The organism is Actinotignum urinale DSM 15805 (assembly GCF_000420445.1).
Lineage (GTDB): Bacteria > Actinomycetota > Actinomycetes > Actinomycetales > Actinomycetaceae > Actinotignum > Actinotignum urinale.
Genome location: NZ_ATUY01000001.1, coordinates 52,363 through 73,331, shown reverse-complemented (window position 1 = coordinate 73,331; position 20,969 = coordinate 52,363). Strand labels below are relative to the sequence as shown.

15 protein-coding genes are annotated in these 20,969 nt (G+C 50.7%); 8 read left to right on the top strand and 7 right to left on the bottom strand.

The window, feature by feature from the left end:
* Positions 1-197 precede the first annotated feature (197 nt).
* Positions 198-620: a hypothetical protein gene (locus G445_RS0100320; protein ID WP_022865587.1), complete on the bottom strand. Its 423-nt coding sequence runs from the start codon at positions 618-620 to the stop codon at positions 198-200.
* A 69-nt stretch (positions 621-689) separates the two neighbouring features.
* Between G445_RS0100320 and G445_RS0100315 the strand changes: the two genes are divergently transcribed.
* Positions 690-1,901 (top strand): pyrophosphate--fructose-6-phosphate 1-phosphotransferase, encoded by a 1,212-nt coding sequence (locus tag G445_RS0100315; RefSeq protein ID WP_022865586.1) that lies wholly within the window; start codon positions 690-692, stop codon positions 1,899-1,901.
* A 264-nt stretch (positions 1,902-2,165) separates the two neighbouring features.
* The gene (locus G445_RS0100310; protein ID WP_022865585.1) at positions 2,166-3,524 is read left to right on the top strand and encodes a class II 3-deoxy-7-phosphoheptulonate synthase; all 1,359 of its coding nucleotides are present in this window, start codon (positions 2,166-2,168) and stop codon (positions 3,522-3,524) included.
* A 184-nt stretch (positions 3,525-3,708) separates the two neighbouring features.
* On the opposite strand, the gene G445_RS10660 is transcribed toward G445_RS0100310, so the two are convergent.
* The 3 genes from G445_RS10660 to G445_RS08835 form a co-directional block, all read right to left on the bottom strand.
* Positions 3,709-5,088, bottom strand: a complete 1,380-nt coding sequence (locus G445_RS10660) for a protein kinase domain-containing protein (RefSeq protein WP_022865584.1) — start codon at positions 5,086-5,088, stop codon at positions 3,709-3,711.
* Positions 5,089-5,216: 128 nt separating this feature from the next.
* Positions 5,217-5,711 (bottom strand): lytic transglycosylase domain-containing protein, encoded by a 495-nt coding sequence (locus tag G445_RS0100300; protein WP_022865583.1) that lies wholly within the window; start codon positions 5,709-5,711, stop codon positions 5,217-5,219.
* Between the two features lie 341 nt (positions 5,712-6,052).
* A complete protein-coding gene (locus G445_RS08835; protein ID WP_022865582.1) occupies positions 6,053-7,153 on the bottom strand; it encodes a polyprenyl synthetase family protein in 1,101 nt (366 codons plus the stop codon).
* Positions 7,154-7,312: 159 nt separating this feature from the next.
* Here G445_RS08835 and G445_RS0100290 point away from each other — a divergent pair, with 159 nt between their 5' ends.
* Together G445_RS0100290 and G445_RS0100285 are read left to right on the top strand one after the other, a co-directional pair.
* Complete coding sequence (locus G445_RS0100290; RefSeq protein WP_022865581.1) at positions 7,313-8,464, top strand: DUF4192 family protein; 1,152 nt, start codon at positions 7,313-7,315, stop codon at positions 8,462-8,464.
* 291 nt (positions 8,465-8,755) lie between these two features.
* Positions 8,756-10,471, top strand: coding sequence for an RNA polymerase sigma factor (locus G445_RS0100285; protein WP_022865580.1), 1,716 nt, complete (start codon positions 8,756-8,758; stop codon positions 10,469-10,471).
* A 292-nt stretch (positions 10,472-10,763) separates the two neighbouring features.
* On the opposite strand, the gene G445_RS08830 is transcribed toward G445_RS0100285, so the two are convergent.
* Positions 10,764-11,441, bottom strand: coding sequence for a 3'-5' exonuclease (locus G445_RS08830; protein WP_022865579.1), 678 nt, complete (start codon positions 11,439-11,441; stop codon positions 10,764-10,766).
* A 304-nt stretch (positions 11,442-11,745) separates the two neighbouring features.
* Between G445_RS08830 and G445_RS0100275 the strand changes: the two genes are divergently transcribed.
* The 3 genes from G445_RS0100275 to G445_RS0100265 all read left to right on the top strand — a co-directional run bounded on the left by G445_RS0100275 (position 11,746) and on the right by G445_RS0100265 (position 15,492).
* A complete protein-coding gene (locus G445_RS0100275) occupies positions 11,746-11,949 on the top strand; it encodes a DUF7455 domain-containing protein (protein ID WP_022865578.1) in 204 nt (67 codons plus the stop codon).
* A gap of 210 nt (positions 11,950-12,159) precedes the next feature.
* Positions 12,160-14,286, top strand: coding sequence for a DNA gyrase/topoisomerase IV subunit B (locus G445_RS0100270; RefSeq protein WP_022865577.1), 2,127 nt, complete (start codon positions 12,160-12,162; stop codon positions 14,284-14,286).
* 198 nt (positions 14,287-14,484) lie between these two features.
* Positions 14,485-15,492 carry a hypothetical protein gene (locus tag G445_RS0100265; protein WP_022865576.1) on the top strand — a complete coding sequence of 336 codons (1,008 nt, stop codon included), beginning with the start codon at positions 14,485-14,487 and terminating at the stop codon, positions 15,490-15,492.
* 68 nt (positions 15,493-15,560) lie between these two features.
* Here G445_RS0100265 and G445_RS0100260 read toward each other — a convergent pair whose 3' ends face one another.
* Positions 15,561-17,987 (bottom strand): DNA gyrase/topoisomerase IV subunit A, encoded by a 2,427-nt coding sequence (locus G445_RS0100260; RefSeq protein ID WP_022865575.1) that lies wholly within the window; start codon positions 17,985-17,987, stop codon positions 15,561-15,563.
* Positions 17,988-18,068: 81 nt separating this feature from the next.
* On the opposite strand from G445_RS0100260, the gene G445_RS10655 reads away from it, so the two are divergent.
* Entirely contained in the window at positions 18,069-19,454 is a 1,386-nt protein-coding gene (locus G445_RS10655) for an alkaline phosphatase family protein (protein WP_084676329.1), read from the top strand.
* Between the two features lie 180 nt (positions 19,455-19,634).
* On the opposite strand, the gene sepH is transcribed toward G445_RS10655, so the two are convergent.
* Positions 19,635-20,762: a septation protein SepH gene (gene sepH, locus G445_RS0100250; protein ID WP_022865573.1), complete on the bottom strand. Its 1,128-nt coding sequence runs from the start codon at positions 20,760-20,762 to the stop codon at positions 19,635-19,637.
* Positions 20,763-20,969: the final 207 nt, after the last annotated feature.

Sequence of the window (20,969 nt, the reverse complement as noted above, 5' to 3'; positions counted from 1 at the left end):
GTGTTGTTTTTTGCTGGGTTTTCGTTGGTATGGTGCGGGAAAGTTGGGTTCGCTGTTAGTTTGGTTTATGGTGAGTTGATTTAAGTTAATATTTCCGGGTGCAGAAAATCTTGGTACATAGAGAAAAGATAAACTGTGCCGGCTTGCTACTATGGTGAAATGCTTGCCAATGTGTGAGAGGTGAAAAAACCGCCAGTTTATACGCGGGCTCCGTCGTCCCAAGGATCGGTGTCGGAGTGTTTAGGTGCGCTACAAAATACGGCAACAACAGCCCCGAATACAGCAAGAATTCCGCCACATGCGGTAATAGTTGTAGAGGAAAAAAGTAAACCGCTACCGCTGAGCAACGCAATAATCGCACCCACTATACATCCAATCCAAGCGGGAAGCGCCCACCTGTTGCCCGAGGGAAGGGGAGTTGAAAATTCAGCTCGTGCTTCTTCTTCAAAAAACTCATCTGTATCAAATTCGGGTTCTTCGGCGGGAATCCAGTCGCGTGGACCACCTAATGGCGTAGTGGTATCTGGTGTCCAGTTTAGCGACCCGAGCGACGACGTTTCGCCCTCGCTTAAATCTCGCTCGCAGCGTTTCCAGATATCATCGGCGTGCTTATCTTCCATAAAAAACCATCATAGCCGTTATACTGGCTGTGGGAAGATTTCCTATCAGGCTAATTTGGAAGGTTAAAGATGACTGTTCGCCGTGTTGCTCTTCTTACCGCAGGTGGATTTGCCCCCTGCCTGTCCTCCGCAGTGGGAGGGTTAATTGAACGTTACACAGAAGTAGCGCCCGATGTTGAAATTATTGCTTATCAGTATGGATATCACGGTCTGTTGACAGGCAATTATGTCAAGATTACCGACGAAGGTCGCAAGCAAGCGAAGATTCTCCACAATTACGGCGGAAGCCCCATCGGTAATTCTCGTGTAAAGCTCACCAACGCTAAAGATCTTGTTAAGCGTGGACTTGTTGAGGAAGGCGTGAATCCGCTCGAATTCGCCGCGAATCGTTTGCGTGAAGATGGCGTTGACGTTCTCCACACGATTGGTGGCGACGATACCAACACCACCGCAGCTGATTTGGCGCACTACCTTGAGGATAACGGCTATCACATGACGGTGGTTGGCCTTCCCAAGACAATCGATAACGATATTATTCCGATTCGTCAGTCGCTGGGAGCATGGACTGCAGCTGAAGAAAGTTCACTTTTCGCTCAGCACGTGATTGGTGAGCATCGTTCCAACCCGCGTATGCTTATTGTTCACGAAGTAATGGGCCGTAACTGTGGTTACCTCACCGCTCAGGCCGCAAAGAACTATCATGACTGGGTGGGCAAGCAGGAATGGGCTCCGGCTCTTGGGCTCACCAAGGAACGCTGGGATGTTCACGCAGTATTCCTCCCCGAAATGAAGATTGATCTTGAAGCGGAAGCAAAGCGTTTGAAGGCCGTCATGGACGAAATTGGCAACGTCAACATTTTCCTTTCCGAAGGTGCAGGCGTTGATGAAATCGTGGCAGAAATGGAAGCATCTGGCGAAGAAGTTCCGCGTGATCCCTTCGGCCATGTTCGCCTCGACGATATTAACCCGGGTGCATGGTTCGCCAAGCAGTTCGCAGCCAAGCTCGGTGCCGAAAAGGTGATGGTTCAGAAGTCCGGCTACTTCTCCCGCGCATGGCACGCCAATGCTGAAGATCTGCGCCTCATTAAGGGCATGGTTGATTTGGCTGTGGATTGTGCGCTGGGCGATAAGTCCGGCGTGATTGGGCACGATGAAGAAAACGGAGATGTTTTGACAAACATTGCCTTCGCCCGCATTAAGGGCCACAAGGCTTTCGACATCACCCAGCCCTGGTTCCAGGACACGATGAAGTCCATCGGTCAGGAAGTTAAGGGCCACTAAAACATACGGTGCGATGGGGGACAGGTGTTATACACGATAGTCAACCGTCGTAAACCCACAATTAAAATCAAAACCAATCTAGGATAACGAATCTGGATAACAGGTTCAGCAGTTGTTCCACGCTGTCCTTAAAGGGCAGGGCAAGATGCCACAGCGGCATGGCAATAACTGAAGTGGGGCGTTTCGAATGTGAGAAACATCGGGACGCCCCTCTTTTTGTGTTCATTCAAGAAAAAACCGGGAAAAAACGTTAGTATTGAACGCATGTTTCAGGACGATAATTCAGTCATTACATCCCTTGCCCAGACGTGGCGTAACAAACCGGCGAAACATCAGCCGTGCTACGAAGATCCCAAGCACCTCAAAGAGGTGACGGATTACCTTCGCACTATGCCACCCCTTGTTTTTGCGGGCGAATGTGACCAGTTGAAAGGCCAAATCGCCAACGCGCAAAAGGGCGAGGCGTTTATGCTTTTCGGTGGGGATTGTGCGGAATCTTTTGAACACACCACGGCAGACCGTATCGGCAATAAGGTCCGCACCATTTTGCAGATGGCCGTTATTTTGACGTATGGCGCGTCTGTTCCCGTCGTAAAAATTGGACGCATGGCCGGCCAGTATTCCAAACCCCGTTCTTCAGATACGGAAACGATTGATGGCGTAACTCTTCCGTCGTACCTTGGGGATTCTATTAACGGTTTCGATTTTACTCCTGAGTCGCGGTTACACGATCCGGAACGTTTAACGAAAGCGTACTTGTATTCTGTTTCTACGTTGAACCTTGTTCGTGCGTTTACGCGAGGTGGTTTCGCGGATTTGCGTAACGTCCACAAGTGGAATCAGGGTTTTGTGTCCAATCCGGCTTATGAGCGTTATGAGAATATGGCCTCGGAAATTAATCGTGCCATGAAGTTTGTTCACGCTTCGGGTATTGAAGGGCCGGAACTTAAGCAAACACAGATTTATTCTTCGCACGAAGCATTGGTGATTCCTTTTGAAGAGGCGCTGATGCGTATTGATTCGCGCACGCGCACGCCGTACTTTACTTCCGCGCATTTTCTGTGGATTGGTGAGAGGACGCGCGGTATCGATGATGCTCACGTGGAAATGTTCTCTCACGTGAGGAACCCGATTGGTGTGAAGTTAGGGCCGACGACGAACCCCGATGACGTTTTGCGTTTAATTGATAAGCTCAATCCCGACGGTGAAGAGGGTAGGCTGACGTTCATTACGCGTATGGGTGCGGGAACTATTCGTGAGGCGATGCCCAAGATTGTTGAAGCGGCCAAGAAGGATGGGCGTCCCGTAACGTGGGTGTCTGATCCGATGCACGGAAATACGATTAAGGCGTCGAATGGTATTAAGACCCGGCGTTTTAACGACATTATGGATGAAATTCGTGGTTTCTTTGAGGTCCATGAGGTATTGGGTACACACCCTGGCGGTATTCACGTGGAGCTCACTGGGGATGACGTAACAGAAATTCTTGGCGGTAGTGAGGAAATTCTTGAAGATACGTTGGCGGAACGCTACGAATCTTTGGTTGATCCGCGCTTGAACCATCAGCAGTCCCTGGAGGTCGCCTACCAGATTGCGGAGATGTTGCGGGAGTTCCACCTATAGGGGAGGGCTCGTAGTTTCAAAAGCGTTGCTATCCGCCCCACGGCATGCCACCGCTAAATGTAATTAATTTTCGCGAGATAATTTCGCCGTATACTGCGCGTCCTTAGAACCGGAAATACGAGCTGTCATCAACTGATAAGAATCCATCTTTTCATTCTTAACAAAAAATCTAGGGCGTCGGTAACTATGGCGCAATTCGCAACGTCACCGAATCACCCGTGCGCGCATTTTTCCCAGCTGCCGGCTGGGTGAGGATAACACGCCCAGAAGATTTCGAATCACCCGTTTTTTCCGTGACGGTGTTGGCCACTAGCCCTTTCTTTTCTATCATTTTGCGAGCTTCGCTAACGGTTTGTCCTTTTACGTCAGGAACAACAACCGTATCTTGGCGCGTTGACTGAATATAGGCGACACCCACACCAACACCAGTTGCGAGAAGAAGAAGCCCGCTATGTGCGAGCACTGAACGGAAAATTTTACGACGAGGTTTTGCCCTTTTCCTTGTGGGGGTGAGAGTTTCCGTGCCTGTGGGAAGATTGCGGGCAGATGGGTGGACTACGGGTGGTATGGAGCCGGGTGCGGATCTCGGCGTAAATTCCGGTGCGGAACCCGGCTCAGATTCTGGTGTAGAACCCGGCGCAAGTACAGGTGTTTCGTGTTGAGGCTGCAGGAGCGGGACACGCATCTTAAGAATTTCAGGTTCAATGCTCTCGTGCACATTTTTAAGCGCGCGCAAAGCAACCGTAGCATTGTGTGGACGTCTCGAAACATCCTTAGCCGTCCACAATCCAATAAGCGAATCAATAGTTTTCGGAATCCACGAAACGGTATCAGTCACCCGCGGTATATCCTGATTTCTGTGCATACGGGCCGTTGCCTCCATGCTTTCGCCAAGAAAAGGCGGGCGCCCCATGAGCAACTCATAGAACAAAATACCTTCAGAATATATATCCGATGCAGGGCTAGCAGTCTCACCATCTAAAATTTCCGGTGCGCAATAGGCGACGCTTACCATCCTAGGAGCCTGTGCCGTCGTCGTAAAAGAAACGGGGCGGGCAAGGCCGAAGTCGGCGAGAAGAAGGAGTGGCATTGGGGCGTCGCTATGCCACGAGCTTGGCAGGGGAGCGTCCAAAAGAATATTGTCGGGTTTAATATCGCGGTGAATAATTCCGGCGCGGTGCGCGGTGGAGAGCCCCTGGAGGTTTTGTTCCATAAGGTTGAGGACGTGGCCGAGGGGGAAGGTGCCCAGGCGGCGCAATTCCTGGCGAAGATTGGGGCCGGGGATGTATTCCATGACGATATATGCTTGGCCCTGCCAGTAGCCGCGGTCGAAAATGTTGACAATGTGAGGATTGGATAGGGACGCAATGGCGCGAGCCTCTCGATCGAAACGCGCCTCAAAATCAGGGTGCCCCGAATAATTGTCTCGAATGGCCTTGAGGGCGACGTCGCGTCCCAGGCGTGAATCGTGGGCCAGCCAGATGTGTGCCATGCCTCCGGATGCGAGCGGGGAACGCAGAACGTAGCGTCCGTCAACCGTTGTTCCGGGGGTGAAAGAATGCATAGTTTTAGGATACGTGGTAAATGGGTGGCGTGAGGCGTTATCCAGGTGTGTGTACGGTTTGAGATGAGAGGCTACGTAAGTCGTGGCTTGAAAGTGCTTGACGTTAGAGTTGCGTCATCTTCTTGACGCTAGAGTTGCGAAACTGCTCTGAGCACTCGGAGGACGAATTTTTGTGTGGATGGGTAGGCGCCGTCGTTCTGGAGTGACCGTAAGCCCTGGTAGTAGGCGGCAATGGCGTTGTGTGTGGAGTCTGTATGCCGTTGCAGATATCGAAGGATTGCGACGCCTGCGGTTGCGTTGTCTCGCGGCGAATACATATTAAGTGGGCGCCCCACCATTTTCTCTGCCCAAGAAACCGCCCCGGGAAGAAGTTGCATGGGGCCAATTGCGCCTGTATCCGAGACCTTGGCGGGATCGAAACCGGATTCTATATAGGCAATCCCCATGGCAAGTTTAGGGTTCACGCCCATAAGAGCTGCTGTTTGTGCGACGATTTTTTGCACTTCTGGACGGGATGGAAGATTTTCTTGCTGAAGTTGTGCTCGTAATTCTTCGACGCTGAAGAGGGGCGTGTGGGTGGCCTTCGCTTCCATAAGGAGGGCACGTCGTTGTGAAGAGTTCATAGGAACCTCTTCCTTGTTCTTGTGCGCGAGTTGCGCGGGTGTGTACACAAATATCCACTAGTGACAATAGTGGATGATTGTGAAAATGTCACGCTATCGTGAAAGATGAGATGGAAGATAGTTTTGTTACGTTTGCGAAAATTGAGAAACATGGGACTTTTGGGGTGCGGTTTTGGGGTGCGTGTTATTAGGGTTTTGATAACTGTGTGTTTGGTGCGTGTTATTAGGGTTTTGCTAGATGCGTGGTGGGTGCGTGTTTAGTGAGGGTTGAGGAAGTGTAAGTGTGTGTTCAGTGGGTGCTAAGTGTGTGGGTGCGTGGGTTTAGTGCGTGGTTAGTGTGTTTAGGAAGTGCGCGACGATAGAGCATCCACTAGCTCGGTGAGAAGGACACGTGCAGGTGCGTTCATCGAAGTAAGTGCTGTGCGCGCTGCATTCTCACGAACATGAATCATCGCTTCAACCTCTGCCAGCACGCCCGTATTTCGATATAACTCACGAATGCGGGCGATATGTTCACCGTCTAAACACGTACCTTGTAAAGAAAGCAACCAGGAAAGTTCTTGAGGAGAAATTTTATCCACCAATAATGCGTAGAGAACAGTCTTTTTACCCTCGCTGACATCGTGAGCTGCGGGCTTGCCCGTCTCTTCCGGATTTCCGACAATCCCTAAAATATCGTCCCGAAGTTGAAAAGCCTCACCAAAAGGTGTTGCGAAGGCAAGAAGGTGAGTGTCAAGTTCTTCGGAAATCCCATAATGGGCGTCTCGTGAAGAAAGAGAAGGGGCATGAGGGAGGAACGCAGCGCCAGCCGTCGTCGTTGAAAGTGACGCACCTATTCGCAGAGGGAATAAGGCGGAATAGGAAACAGTTTTGTGGGTAATCACAGACCAAGCATCCGACAAAGTGGAGTGAGGGTGACATTCGGCCCGCATATCCAAATACTGGCCGACGGCAACCTCCTCATTCATATCCGATAAAAGTTCGACGGCAGCAAAGCAACCGGTTGCGAGCATTTCACGAGTCGATAGAGCGAAAATAGCGTCAGCCGCCATGATTCCCGAAGCGAGACCAAAATGCGCACTATCCCCATCCCATTGGTTACGAGAATGGCAATCGGTGAGGCTGGCGTGAGTTGTGGGAAAACCGCGACGGGTAGAGGAAGAATCGGCAATATCGTCGTGAATAAGAGTGGCAAGTTGGCATAGCTCAACAGAGGTAGCGGCGCGAACAGCTTGGGAGACGAGTTCCTCAGACGGCGTTGGACACGCGGAAAGAAGACCTGCATACACGAGCGTTGCGCGGGTACGTTTTCCACTCGACGACATGGTGATTGCCGAAGCGAAAAGCTCGTCCATAACAGGCGTACCCCAACGCCCTAACGACGCCAAGGCGCGAGAAATACAGAGATTGACGCGGGCATGGAAATCCTGGAGGTTGAGCATTCTCCTATCCTACGATGCCCAAGGCGTGACCGCTAATTCTTTCCACACCTTGTGGAGAATGTGGAAAAAAAGATATCCACAAGGCGCCGGGGATGGCAGTTATCCAGAGAAATGGGTATCAGCCAAAACGCTGAACTGCACACCTGGTGAAATACACACATGACACTGAAAAAATACATCGTTACACAACCCGAAGAAATACTCGGATTTGTTCCCTCGATGCTTGGTTTCCACCCAACCAATCACCTCGTGATCTATGGAGTGGAATGCGGAGAACACTCCCGTGCCGGTAGCGAAACACAACCCCTTATTAAGCTCAACCTTCATGAGGGAGACATAACAGAAAGAGTGCGCGAACAACTCGTGGACGCCATACGTTTATGTGCGTTCAAAAAATGTTTTATTACGGCCTACGTGCCACGAATATCAACATTTTTACACACGCCACGCGCACAGCGCGTATTCCTACTCGTTAGCGAAATATCCAAAGCAATCGCATGTATGTGGGAGGAGAAGGACCCAAAAGGATGGAGAATTGACTGCTTCATCGCGGACAAAGAAGGATACATGGACATGATGGAAGAAGAATACACAGAATGGGAAAACCTACCCAAAATAACTCATGAAGGGAAGATCATCGATATAGAAGATAACTTTGAATACGAACCGAAGCTCACCTTACGCTTAGGAAAAAGAGCGACGAGGGAAGCCGTCGAAAAATATCTCGAACCACTATGGGAGGTTAGCGACGAAGAGGTCGAGCGACAAATCGACGATATTATTCGCACACACCTTGAGGCTGAGGAAAAACAAGAAAATGAAAACGATACAGAAGAACACGACTTTCTCGACGCGAATGAAGAAAACTACAGGCGGGCAGCGTGGATGCTACGCGGATTACGCCACCACAAGATTCGAGACAAGATTCTTCACATTGCCCTCGCGCATAAACCTCTTGTTCCCCTAGCGCAGATTGATTCCATAGCGCTACTTGAAAAAACACGCAAGGAATTGCCCAATATCGACAGGGCGCGAAAAATGCGTACACTTTTGGACGACGTGGCACGAATTGCGCCCTACGGACAAGTGCAGGCGCTCGCGGGTTCGGCCTATTTATCCTGGTGGATGGGGAATATGAGCTATACGGCGGCTAGGGCGTTCGAGGCAGTAATGGAAGATCCAGATTATAGTCTTGCGCAGTTGCTGTATAAAGTCACACTTTGTGCCGCCTTGCCGCCTTGGTTGAAAGTTGACCAAGAAGATGAAGAATGTTGTGAGGCGGTCAGGCAAAGCGAAGATGGGGTTAGTTGAAAGGGGGTAATGCGTGGCGAAATGAAGTGAGCTGAAAGGTTACCGATGAGCTTGGCCCGCTTGCCGGGAGGGGGTAATGCGTGGCGAAATGAAGTGAGCTGAAAGGAACATAAGATGCCCTAAAAGGCGAGGATATTTCAGGATCACCACGTTCAGGTGTGGCGTGGGCTACTTTTTCGTTCTTTTGGAATGAAAAACGATTGGGAAACGTTTGGGTGATTGGTATATATTGTGGGATAGTTATATCTTCATTCCAAATACAGTGTGTCCCTGTGCAAGGAAAGGTCTTACGTGGCGGAAAAGAAAGCTTCGGCTAAGAAAAAAGCAGAAGAACAAGCAACTGAAGAAAAAGCAGTCGTTACGCAACAAGTTGTAGAAAAAGACGTTGAGGTCGAAAAGCCCGCACGAAAAACCTCAGCGAAAAAAACGGCCACAAAAACCGCTAAAAAGAAGGCAACTGCGAAAAAGGCAACGTCGAAGAAAGCAACATCAACGAAAAAAGCTACAGAAAAAGCTGAAAACGCAGATGAAACTGTAGAAAATGTTGAAAACGGCACAGCCACAGCCACAAAGAGCACGAAAAAAGCCAGCAAAACAGACAAGGCGGAAAAGCCCGCAAAATCAAGCGCAAAAAAGCCGAAAAAATCAACGAAGAAAAAGGTAAAGGGCGAAGATAACGCGCCCGAAGTTGAAGAAACAACGTCTACGAAAACAGCCAAAACCACGGCTAAAAAAACAGTACCAGTTGTACCTGATGAGGACGATGAATTGGATGTCGTCGTCGATGAAGATGTTGATTCAGCTGATGATGAACTCGATGATGAAGATTTAGACATCGTCGACGATGAAGACCTTGATGAAGACCTTGAAGAAGATCTTGAAGAAGACCTTGAAGAAGAAGTAGACGAGGGCGAAGAAGAGGGAGAAGAAAACGAAGAAATAGCGAAGGTTAAGGAAGAAGAAAACGAAGAAATAGCGAAGGTTAAGGAAGAAGATTCCAAACAATCCAGCAATGTTTCTCGTGGTGGATTTACCGTGAAGGATTCTGATGAATCCGATGAACCTGCGGTACGTATTCACGTGGCGGGCGCAACAGCGGACCCCGTGAAAGATTACCTGAAGCAAATCGGGCGAGTGGCATTGTTGAACGCCGCTGAGGAAGTGGAACTCGCCAAGCGTATTGAGGCAGGTTTGTATGCAACCCATCTTCTCCAAGAAGGCGATTTAGATCCCGATAATGACAAGAAATACATTCGCGAGTTGCGTGCGATTTCAAGAGATGGGCAACTAGCGAAAAACCATCTTTTGGAAGCAAATCTGCGTTTGGTTGTTTCCTTGGCGAAACGATACACAGGGCGTGGAATGCTTTTCCTGGATCTTATTCAGGAAGGAAACCTGGGGCTTGTGCGTGCGGTCGAAAAATTCGATTACGCCAAGGGATATAAGTTCTCAACCTACGCAACATGGTGGATTCGCCAAGCAATTACTCGCGCCATGGCAGATCAGGCGCGAACAATTCGTATTCCTGTCCACATGGTTGAAGTTATTAACAAGTTGGCGCGAGTCCAGCGTCAAATGCTTCAGGAACTTGGCCGTGAACCAACCACGGAAGAGCTCGCTAAAGAACTCGATATGACGGAAGAAAAAGTCGTTGAAGTTCAAAAATATGGGCGTGAACCAATTTCCCTCCACACACCACTTGGAGAGGACGGAGATAGCGAATTCGGTGATCTTATTGAGGACTCTGAAGCTGTTGTTCCGGCAGACGCAGTGGGCTTCACGCTCTTGCAAGAACAGCTCGGGCGCGTACTGGACACACTGTCCGAACGCGAAGCCGGTGTTGTGTCTATGCGTTTTGGTCTTACCGACGGCCAGCCACGAACACTCGATGAAATTGGGAAGGTTTATGGCGTAACTCGTGAGCGAATCCGCCAGATCGAATCCAAGACAATGAGCAAGCTACGCCACCCAAGCCGTTCTCAGGTTCTGCGCGACTATCTCGATTAAAGTTCTACGCGACTACTTCGATTAAACGCGATGAGTCCGTCAACGCGATTACTCGTTTAACTTTAACTAAGATAACCGCGAGAGCTTTGGCGTAACAGCGAGAAATGCATATTTTCAGTTTTAGCCTGACTATTTAGGGCATTTAGCACTATGTAGTCAGGCTAAAAATGTGTTGTTCGATTATTGTGTTCAATTCAAGAGTGTTATTCGATTATTCTGAGCACTTCAACTGTGTTGTTCGATGAGCACTTTCTTCCAAGAAGAATCGTGCGGATCACATAGGGTTGCTAAGCTAAAATAACGTTCCTTGAGCACCATCTTGAGGGGAAGGCTTAGAAGGCCACTGGATACGAATACTTTCGTTGAGAGAAAGCTCCCAGGAAGCGGGAAGAACATTATCGCCCGCACGGGAAAATGCACAATCAAGGTAGCGTTCCCCGCGTTTTTCGCGCTCGATATATTCGCGTAAAAGCCCTGCCGCCGTATATGCATCAGCTAAAGCACGATGATGGTTGGTTACCTCGATACCCGCACGCCCAGCTGTGGCAACCAAAGAGTGACGCCCAGGCGGTAAATAAATTTTAGAAAGCTCCATAGTGCACACCGTTGCCGCGGCAGGTATTTTCACCGAATACCCGGCATTAGCGAAGGCCATATTCAAAAACCCCATATCGAAACGCGCATTATGTGCAACAATCGCGCGACCTTCAAAAAACGACATTAAATCCGGAACAATATCAGCCATCACTGGAGCACATCGAACATCCTCATCACGAATGCCGTGGACAAACGTTGCCCTCATCGGCATCTGCGGGTTAACCAATGACGAAAAATCACCCGTCACATGCCCGTCGGTATCCACAAGAACAACTCCGACTTCAACAATGCGGTCCTTCATCGGGTTCAAACCCGTTGTTTCCACATCGACAACCGCGAAACCCCGTGTCTCATTCGGGCGAATATCAACCATGCCATTCAGCTTACCCTGTAGGTACCGCAACTTTTCCGAGCAGTTCGTGCGCGCCCTCGTCGACATACGATGTTCGCCCTACGTGGAAGGATAATCTCAGATGTTCGACGGCATAGCGTTTCTCAGCTCACCTCCTTCTTTCATCACCTCTTTTTTCCTTGTGCCGTTGAGGAATCCATAAAGTGGTTTCTGCTGGTTGTGAGCAATCCGCCGTCGTTGTGAGATAAAACAAAAACACAATACCATGTGGACAATCGGGAATATTACAGCCGTGTAATGCTTTGATATATATGTGAATACTTTAATGACAGATGAACGCGCTCAAGCGCAAGACGTTGAAGCATTAACCGCAGTTGACCGTTGCGATGCCTGTGGAGCACAAGCGTATGTTCGCGTATGCATGCCCTATGGCGAACTCCTTTTTTGTGGCCACCACGCCAATAAGCACCTCGATGTTTTGAAAGACGGGGCGATGTACATTCAAGATGAACGTGCATCTATCAAGTAATAAAGAGAAAAACAGTAAAACAGAAAAATACCGCATCCTGTAGGTAAAAATATCAGGAAAAATATCGTATCTATCCGTTAAAAATATCAAAAAATAATATCCATTAATAACTCCCCGGCTAATCCCGGGGAGTTCGTCTTGTGGGTGTGGTTGTGGGTTGTGGGCGACTCACCATAAAGAGCGGGGGAAGTTCACGATAGAATAGAAGGCGTGTCTCAATCTGATAACTATACAGCCCGGCATCTTCAAGTTCTCGAAGGCTTAGAAGCGGTACGCAAACGCCCCGGCATGTACATTGGCTCCACAGATTCGCGTGGACTCATGCACTGCCTGTGGGAAATTATTGACAACGGCGTGGATGAAGCCCTGGAAGGTTTCGCCAACGAAATTCACGTCATCTTGTACAGCGACGGAAGTGTTGAAGTAACAGATAACGGGCGAGGCGTGCCCGTGGACAATGTTCCCGGCGTGGGGCTCAGTGGCGTTGAGGTTGTTTACACAAAACTCCATGCTGGCGGAAAATTTGGGGGAGGTACCTACTCCACATCTGGCGGACTTCACGGCGTGGGCGCATCCGTCGTCAATGCTCTTTCCGCACGAATGGACGTGAACGTCAAACGCAACGGAAAAATATACCGGATGCAGTTCAAACGAGGCGAACCCGGCCGTTTCACAGATACCGGAAAAAATCTCCACCCAGATTCTTCATTTATCCCGTTTACCGACGAAAGCGCCTTGGATATCGTCGGAAAAACACCAAAAAAACATACCGGAACATCGGTACGCTACTGGGCCGACCCGGAAATCTTCCTGAAAACCGCGCAATTCTCCTACGAAAAACTCGTGGAACGTGTCCGCCAAACAGCGTTCCTCGTTCCCGGTTTATCCATCACAATTGTGGACGAGCGAGGCCTGAAAGGAACCCCGGGGGAGGATGGGCGTCACGAAGAAACCTTCCATTATGAGGGCGGGGTTGTCGATTTCGTTGATTTCCTTGCCCCCGATTCTGCCATGACAGCAACAATGCGTTTACAAGGCGAGGGAACCTACACGGAAAATGTGCAGGTTTTGGACAAGAAATCCGGGCATATGCGCACCAAAGAGATGGAGCGCACCTGCCAGGTCGATGTTGCTCTGCGGTGGGGGACAGGCTACGAAACACTTGAAGAATCCTTCGTGAACATTATTCGTACTCCGGGCGGAGGAACGCACCTGCAGGGCTTTGAAGCGGGTGTTGTGAAAACCGTGCGCGCCCTGATTGAGGCCAATACGAGGCGACTGAAAATCACCGCGAAGGACGCAAAAATTGAGAAGGACGATATTCTCGCCGGGCTTACAGCGGTGGTTACCGTGCGGTGCCCGGAGCCTCAATTCGAAGGGCAAACCAAGGAAATTCTTGGGACAGCTCCGGTTCGCGCGATTATTGCGAAGGTTGTTGCCGACGAGTTGAAGAAAATCCTCGGATCTACAAAACGTGACCAGAAAACGGAAACGAACCGGTTACTTGAAAAAGTTGTTGCGGAAATGCGCGCAAGGGTTGCGGCTCGTGTCCATAAAGAAATTTCACGACGGAAAAATGCGCTCGAAAATTCCACACTTCCAGCAAAACTGGCGGATTGCCGGAGTGATGACGTCGAAAAAAGTGAACTCTTTATTGTTGAGGGCGATAGTGCTTTGGGGACGGCTAAACTGGCGCGATCCAGTGAATATCAGGCGCTTTTGCCGATTCGTGGAAAAATTTTGAACGTTCAACGCGCCTCCGCAGCAGAAATTCTGCGCAACCAGGAGGTTGCGAGCATTATTCAAGTGGTGGGAGCCGGTAGCGGGCGCACCTTCGATCTCGATGCGGCGCGCTACGGGAAAGTCATTATGATGACGGATGCGGATGTGGACGGAGCCCATATTCGTACCCTCCTCCTCACACTCTTCTTCCGATACATGCGCCCCCTTGTTGAGGCTGGCCGTGTATTTGCTGCCGTTCCGCCCCTTCACCGCATAGAAGTCTCGGGCAGAGGCGGAAAGAAGGGGCAATACATATACACCTACAGCGAAGAAGAGCTGCATAGGGAACTCAAAAAGCTTGAAAAATCAGGGAAAACCTACAAGGAACCCATCCAACGCTACAAGGGCCTGGGCGAAATGGATGCACACCAGCTCGCTGAAACCACTATGGAACCGGGCAAACGCACCCTGCGTCGAATCCGTATCGAAGACGAAGCCGCGCTCAAAGAAGCCGAATCAGTTTTTGACATCCTCATGGGAACCGAGGTCGGGCCACGCCGCGATTTTATTGTGGAAGGAGCCAGTAGCGTTTCCCTATCGAATATTGATGCCTAGGTTTAATACCTGGTAATGCGCGGGGTTTTGCCTCACGACGCTCGATTTTCATACGCGGTAAATGAGCCGATTTATCGTCGAATATTGAAGAAACATACGTTTTGCGGGCAAAAAATCTTTTAACCGTATAGAATCCTGAATGTACGCGAAAAGGGCACAAGTTATGAAGTGCGCACAGCACGCAAATAAAGGAGGACTATGAGGCACACCGGGTCAGTTTGGTATCCGCTTAATCGCAGTAACGCCCCGGCTATGCATGCCCTTCTCGTTACCTATCAAGAAGCAGTGGAGGCGCCGTTCCGTACCTCGCTGGACGAAATTTATGAACTTTTAGACAGCGCGCAACGATACGAAATTTTCGGAACCCTTGACGACGAGGCAAACCTTGTGTCCTATGGTCTTGTGCGTATGGCGGGCGTCGCCGGTAGCGATCCGCATATTATCATTTCCAGTGTTCTTTCCCCAGATATGAGCGAAGCCGAGGCGAAAAAACTTAGCACAGAACAGCTCACACAGCTTATTAGCATAGCTCGCGAAATGGCGGTGGTGAACGGGGTATCGAATGCAACAGCGGTTGCCTACACGGAAGAATGGGATACTATGCGCGCCCACCTCCTCCTTGATGCCGGTTTCACCCACATCTATTCTTATCTGCAAATGCGCCGACGTCTTGACGAGGAGCCTGTGGAGCATGCGCGTCCACTACCTGCCGGGATGCGGCTCGTGAATGTTACGGAAGAGGAAGATAACACGGCGCTTCTCGCCCACAATTCTTTCCACGACGAAAAAATTGACTACCCAATCTTTTCCGCAAGTCAGTGGGAGGTTGAGCGCAGTAGTATGCGCCGCGATTGGAGTTATCTTCTCCTCGACGAACGAGGGGATCGGCCACGAGTTGCCGGTTATGCCTTGGCTTCTGCCTACCCCCAGGATTGGGATGCGTTAGGTTGGAAGGAAGGATATATCGACGAACTCGCGATCCATTCTACGTATAGTACCGATTATCTTGTGACACTTCTAGATGTAACGACGACGGCTCAGCACGCTTCCGGGATGGAATACAGTGTTATGGATGTGACTATCGTTAAGGACCCGCCACTCCATATGCCGGGCGACCAAACACGTGAGCAGTCCCGCCTTGAGGTCTACCGTAAATTGGGCTTCACCGCCTGCGCCGAAACAAAAACATTTATGTACCAGCTGTAGGCGCCCTACCCGATTCCGTGGTTGGGTGCAGGGCGGATTTTTCTGAATGGCCGTTTGAGGTAGGTGCCTTACCCGATTCCGTGGATGGGTGCAGGTAACGCGCGCCCTGAAGCATCGCGCTTTTCTTCAACTTCCGGAAGATCCACGGGTTGCCCGCTATCCGATACGCCACGCAAAGGCTCAGCGCCAATATAGGCGAGTAACAGAGTATCTTCACCGCGCAAGAAACGTTGAGCACGAACCCCGCCCGTCGCACGTCCCTTTGAGGGGAAACGATCAAGAGGTGTAACTTTTGCGCTACCCGAAACAGTACCGGGCAACGCATCACGTGGTCCAGCAATCGTCACCACTAAACTTCCGGCAATATCGTCGCCATCAACAACGCCAAGATGCAGAAGTTCAGCTCCGTCGGCGAGCTTAATACCGGCAATTCCCTGGCCGGCCCTGCCTTGCGGGCGAACCAAACCCGCCTCAAAACGCAGAAGTTGCGCATCCGTCGTCACAAAAACAAGTTGATCCGAATCCGCGCTGAAACCGCAACCAACCACGTCATCTCCCGGCGCGAGAGTTATCACATCCCAAGCGTCCTTATTGGCGGGAATATCATGATTGACGCGCTTCACTTTACCCTGCCGGGTTGCCAGAGTGAGAACGCGAGGAGACTCATCTTCAAGAGAAATAAGCCCCAGAGGCGCCTCGCCCTTCTCCAAAGCAACAAGTTCGCGAAGAGGTGCGCCACCCGCAAGCGATGGTGCACCCGCAACATCTGCGATAGTCGGAATCGTCACGGCATCCAGCGTAAGAACCCGCCCGCGGTTCGTTACCACACCAAGTTGGGCACGCGCCGTCGTTTTTACGCGAGAAATAATGGCATCATGTGCCTTGCGTGGCCCGAGACGCTCAGGGGGAGTCCCGTCCGTAGTTCGCGCCACGAGCCCGGTTGCCGAATGGAGCACCCAGGTGGGATCATCGGCGATTTCCAGTGGAATATTCTTGGGGTCCTCCACAATTGCGCCATCGGATTCGAGAAGAATTGTTCGCCTTGGCGTGCCAAAAGTGCGAGCAATCTCCGTCATTTCATCGCTGACAGTCTGCTTGAGCACCTCGGGATCGGCAAGAATTGCCTCCAACCGTTTAATCGTTTCCTCAAGTTCGTCGCGACGCTGCTCCAACTCAATCTGTGAATATTTCGTCAGGCGACGCAAACGCAACTCAAGAATATAATTCGCTTGCTCCTCACTTAAATCAAACACCTTCATGAGTCGTTCGCGCGCGGTGCCCACATCGTCGGAGCTGCGAATCACCGCAATAACCTCGTCGATATTGAGAACCGCGATAAGAAGTCCCTCAACAAGATGAAGATCCTTCTTCGCAGCCTGTAAACGGTACTCTGTGCGCCGGCGAGTCACGGAAATCCTGTGATCAACCCAAACCTGCAAGAGTGGCTTCAAACCTAGCGTTTGTGGCTGGCCACAAACCAAAGCAACATTATTAATCCCGAAAGAATCTTCGAGCGGAGTATGTTTATACAGCTGCGCAAGCACCGCATCAGGATTAAATCCCGTTTTCAGTTCGACGACGAGCCGCATCCCGTGGTGACGATCCGTCAAATTCTGTACCCCGGAAACACCCTGAATCTTCTTGGACGTCACGGCATCCTTGAGCTTATCAATAACTTTTTCCGGGCCAACAAGATAGGGGAGTTCCGTAAAAACAAGCCCGCGTTTGCGTGCCGTAATTTTTTCCACATGGCAGGTGGCGCGAGTCTTGAAAATACCGCGCCCCTCTTCGTAGGCGCTACGAATCCCTTCCAGCCCAATAATTTTCCCGCCCTCGGGAAGATCCGGCCCCGGAATGAAACGCATGAGCTCATCAAGGGTGGCATCCGGGTTCTTCAACAAATATTTCGCGCCATTAATCACTTCAACCAGGTTGTGGGGCGGAATATTTGTAGCCATACCAACAGCAATACCTGAGGAACCATTCACCAAAAGGTTAGGAATGGCCGCGGGAAGGACCTCGGGTTGCTCAAGTGTGTTGTCATAGTTGGGAACCATATTGACAACATCTTCACTAAGAGACGCAATCATGGGCAGGGATGCCGGCGCCATGCGGACTTCCGTGTAACGTGAAGCCGCTGGTCCGTCGTCAAGAGAACCAAAATTACCGTGACCATCCACAAAAGGTAGGCGCATCGTGAACGGCTGTGCGAGGCGCACCATGGCGTCGTAAATTGCGGTGTCCCCGTGCGGGTGGAGGCGCCCCATCACATCCCCGACAACGCGCGAAGATTTCACGTGCCCCTTATCGGGGCGCAACCCCATTTGCCCCATTTGGAAGAGGATTCTGCGCTGAACGGGTTTGAGCCCATCGCGCGCATCGGGCAGGGCGCGTGCGTAAATCACAGAGTAGGAATATTCAAGGAACGACGTGCGCATTTCTGCGGAAACATCAATATCGAGAATATGTTCCTTGGTTTTTTTGGTTGAAGCCATTTTTCCATTTTCCCAGGTTTTGTGGTGGGGTGCGAGAAGATGGTCGCGTTTTATGTCCGTTACCACAGGTAAAATGGGGGTATGTGTGATTATCGGGAAGAAAATGTACGACGACGGGTGCCCGGCGAAAATAATTCGTCGAACAGTGCGCAAAATAATGTGCCCCCGGCGGATTTCCTCCTGCCCTCTTCGCGCTCCCTTCGAGCCCTCATGCCGGCGTGCCTGGATGCGGTTGGTTTGCCTACTGTCACGAGCTTGGGCACGGGAGCACAGGCTCGCAAACTCCTTGATTTACCTCAGGTTTCGCGGGTTTGTTTGGTTCTTGTGGACGGACTTGGGTATGAGAATCTTGCTGGTCGAATAGGGCACGCACCAACATTGCGAAACTGGACACAGCGTGAACCCCTCATAACATGCGCGCCATCCACAACGGCTGCCGCCTTAACAGCTCTTGCTACGGGAGAGTTGCCCGGACAAACCGCCATGCTGTCCTACTCGCTTAAATCTCCCGTCACTCAACAGAATTTTTCCCTTATTACCTTCGAGAATTCCGGGGTGGATCAGCGAAAGTGGCAACCCATCCCCACCTTGGCAGAGCAACTAGGAGGCGGCGTCTCTAGTGTTGATACGTGTGAATCTCGTTCTTCTGGCGCTTTAGCGCACGGGTTTTCTTCTTCTGCTACTTCTGCGCATGGCTTTTCTTCTGCCACTTCTACGACGAGCTTTTCATCCCCATCTTTTACGCAGGGTATTTCGGCTTCGGACACGGAAAATAATAAAGAAACACCCATGTTGATGGCTTTCCACGAACCGAAACACGAGGGGTCGGGCTTAACATTGGCGGCCTGGAGGGGGATGCCGAGCCAGGGCTGTGCAACATTTGAGGAGCGGGCTAATGCAACAGCTCGTTTCCTGAGGTCGGGTGGGCGTTTCGCATATTTTTATTGGGGAGATGTGGATCATGCAGGCCACCGCTACGGCAGTGAATCTGAGGAATGGACGGCAAACCTCGAAATTTGTGATGCAGGCCTAGCTTATCTTGCCCAAAAACTCCCTAAAGACACCCTCATTATTGTGAGCGCAGATCACGGGATGATTGACCCGAACCGGCGCATCGATATTGCTCAAACACCAAACCTCGCTCAGGGAGTTGATCTTGTATCGGGCGAAGAACGCGCCCTGCACCTCTACACGAAGGAACCCGAAAATGTTTCTGAACGTTGGCGTTCCTATCTTGGGGAAGATTCGTGGGTTCTGACCAAAGAAGAATGTCGAACTTTAGGGCTTTTCGGTGAACTCAGCACTCATTCTGCCTCTGTGATGGGCGATGTTCTCGCATTCCAAGCGGGCCGACTCAGTATTGTGGATAGCAGGGGGCGCAAACCGGGTATGCCATTTTTGAAAGGCGTGCACGGCTCGCTCACCCGTCGTGAAATGTTGGTTCCGTTGTTCGCAGAACTCGTCTAATGCGCGTTCGTTATTGACGCGCTAGCTACCATAATTAGTTTGTTATTAACGTGCGGGGTTGCTATAACTAGTTCGTTGTTGAGGCGGACTACCATAACTAGTTTGTTATTGACGCGGGGTGCCATAACTAGTTCGTTATTAACACTGGGTGCCACAACCCATTCTTGCGTGCATCAACAACTAATCGTCTTTTTTGCCGAAGATAATTTCGTCCCAGGCCGGCATGGATGGTCGAGAATTTTTCTTCTTTTTCGACGAGGATTTAGAAGTATCCCCAGAGCTCTCGGCCTCTGCCTTTTTGCCTTTTCTGCCGTGGCGAGGCGATGATGTTTCGTTATCTTCAGAGGTGAGTGGGCGAACGGCTGAGACACCAGAAATTGCGCTTCCACCTTTCGTTCCCGCTTTTTTCGAGGAACTGTTATCCACATTTTCTGGCTCAAGAAGAGCTGCTTGCCCGCTGAGCTGTTCCATTCGTGAGGGGAGGGCAACAATGGTGGCTGGCCCCTTCTTATCACCTGAATCCTGCACCTCTTCGGGTGCGAAATGCGCTCCGTCGAAATCGTCGGGATCAACATCAATATCGGCATCTGGCATTGGGCGATTTTTACCGCGTTGGGAATCCAGGCTGGCAAGAACCTCATCAACAACAGATTCTTGGCGAATATCTGGGGAGTCTTGCTGAGGAGAATCAGCAACCTGGGGAGCCGGGGGAGTATTGGCGGGACGCCACGGCCCAGCATCTGTGCTCAGGGAGGTTTCGGACAGCCAAGACGCTTCATCGTTGTGGGCAGTTACCGATTTTTTATCGAGATTAATTGCCCATAATGCCACATGTTCGCGACTAGCTGATGTGAAGGTGAGGCGAAGCATCCAGGGATTATCGGCTTTGCGCGTCGCGTCCCATTCAAGTGTGGTGACGTCAACTCCGCGCCCGACAAGGCGCGAGGTAACGAGTTCCTCGAGTGAAAAACCACCAATATCTCGCCCCATAGTGTATTGGCGGGCAGTTAACGCCGTGTAGTTACGCTCTGCTTCAATGGGGCGAGCAAGCGCAGAAATACGGGAAGCTGGAATCGAGGTAATCTCGGAAATATCTTCAACAGTTCGCCCTTCACGAAGAAGTGCCTGAATTTCGCGGGGGCTCATGGGAGTTTGTGGGTCACGCGCGGATGTATGTGGGGTGCGATCCTTACGAAGGGCCGCACGCAAGGCATCAGTCATAGGAAGAAGGTAACGGTTGCCCTCGGCATCGTTCAGCATTAAATTATCTTCACCGGGTTGAACCCCCAGAAGTTCAAGTTTCTTCATAACATCCCTAACTCAATGACTCCCTACAAGAGTGCCACGATTTCCCACTATTCTTTCATATCTTAGCGGTGTGTTTTACTTTTTACCGCTTACTGTTACACTTAGCGCGCGAAACCATTTTGTCTGACGTGAAAAAATGTGTTATACATGTTTTTCCACGCATATTTATGCGTATGTTACGCATGGTGTAGAAAACTACTTGGAGAG

Bases quoted from the DNA above. Each gene is read 5' to 3' on its own strand.
- G445_RS0100315 (WP_022865586.1), top strand. From the start codon at position 690: ATGACTGTTCGCCGTGTTGCTCTTCTTACCGCAGGTGGATTTGCCCCC.
- G445_RS10655 (WP_084676329.1), top strand. From the start codon at position 18,069: ATGTGTGATTATCGGGAAGAAAATGTACGACGACGGGTGCCCGGCGAA.
- sepH (WP_022865573.1), bottom strand. From the start codon at position 20,762: ATGAAGAAACTTGAACTTCTGGGGGTTCAACCCGGTGAAGATAATTTA.
- G445_RS0100275 (WP_022865578.1), top strand. From the start codon at position 11,746: ATGACAGATGAACGCGCTCAAGCGCAAGACGTTGAAGCATTAACCGCA.
- G445_RS0100300 (WP_022865583.1), bottom strand. From the start codon at position 5,711: ATGAACTCTTCACAACGACGTGCCCTCCTTATGGAAGCGAAGGCCACC.
- G445_RS0100310 (WP_022865585.1), top strand. From the start codon at position 2,166: ATGTTTCAGGACGATAATTCAGTCATTACATCCCTTGCCCAGACGTGG.
- G445_RS0100320 (WP_022865587.1), bottom strand. From the start codon at position 620: ATGGAAGATAAGCACGCCGATGATATCTGGAAACGCTGCGAGCGAGAT.
- G445_RS0100260 (WP_022865575.1), bottom strand. From the start codon at position 17,987: ATGGCTTCAACCAAAAAAACCAAGGAACATATTCTCGATATTGATGTT.
- G445_RS10660 (WP_022865584.1), bottom strand. From the start codon at position 5,088: ATGCATTCTTTCACCCCCGGAACAACGGTTGACGGACGCTACGTTCTG.
- G445_RS0100290 (WP_022865581.1), top strand. From the start codon at position 7,313: ATGACACTGAAAAAATACATCGTTACACAACCCGAAGAAATACTCGGA.
- G445_RS0100265 (WP_022865576.1), top strand. From the start codon at position 14,485: ATGAGGCACACCGGGTCAGTTTGGTATCCGCTTAATCGCAGTAACGCC.
- G445_RS08830 (WP_022865579.1), bottom strand. From the start codon at position 11,441: ATGGTTGATATTCGCCCGAATGAGACACGGGGTTTCGCGGTTGTCGAT.
- G445_RS08835 (WP_022865582.1), bottom strand. From the start codon at position 7,153: ATGCTCAACCTCCAGGATTTCCATGCCCGCGTCAATCTCTGTATTTCT.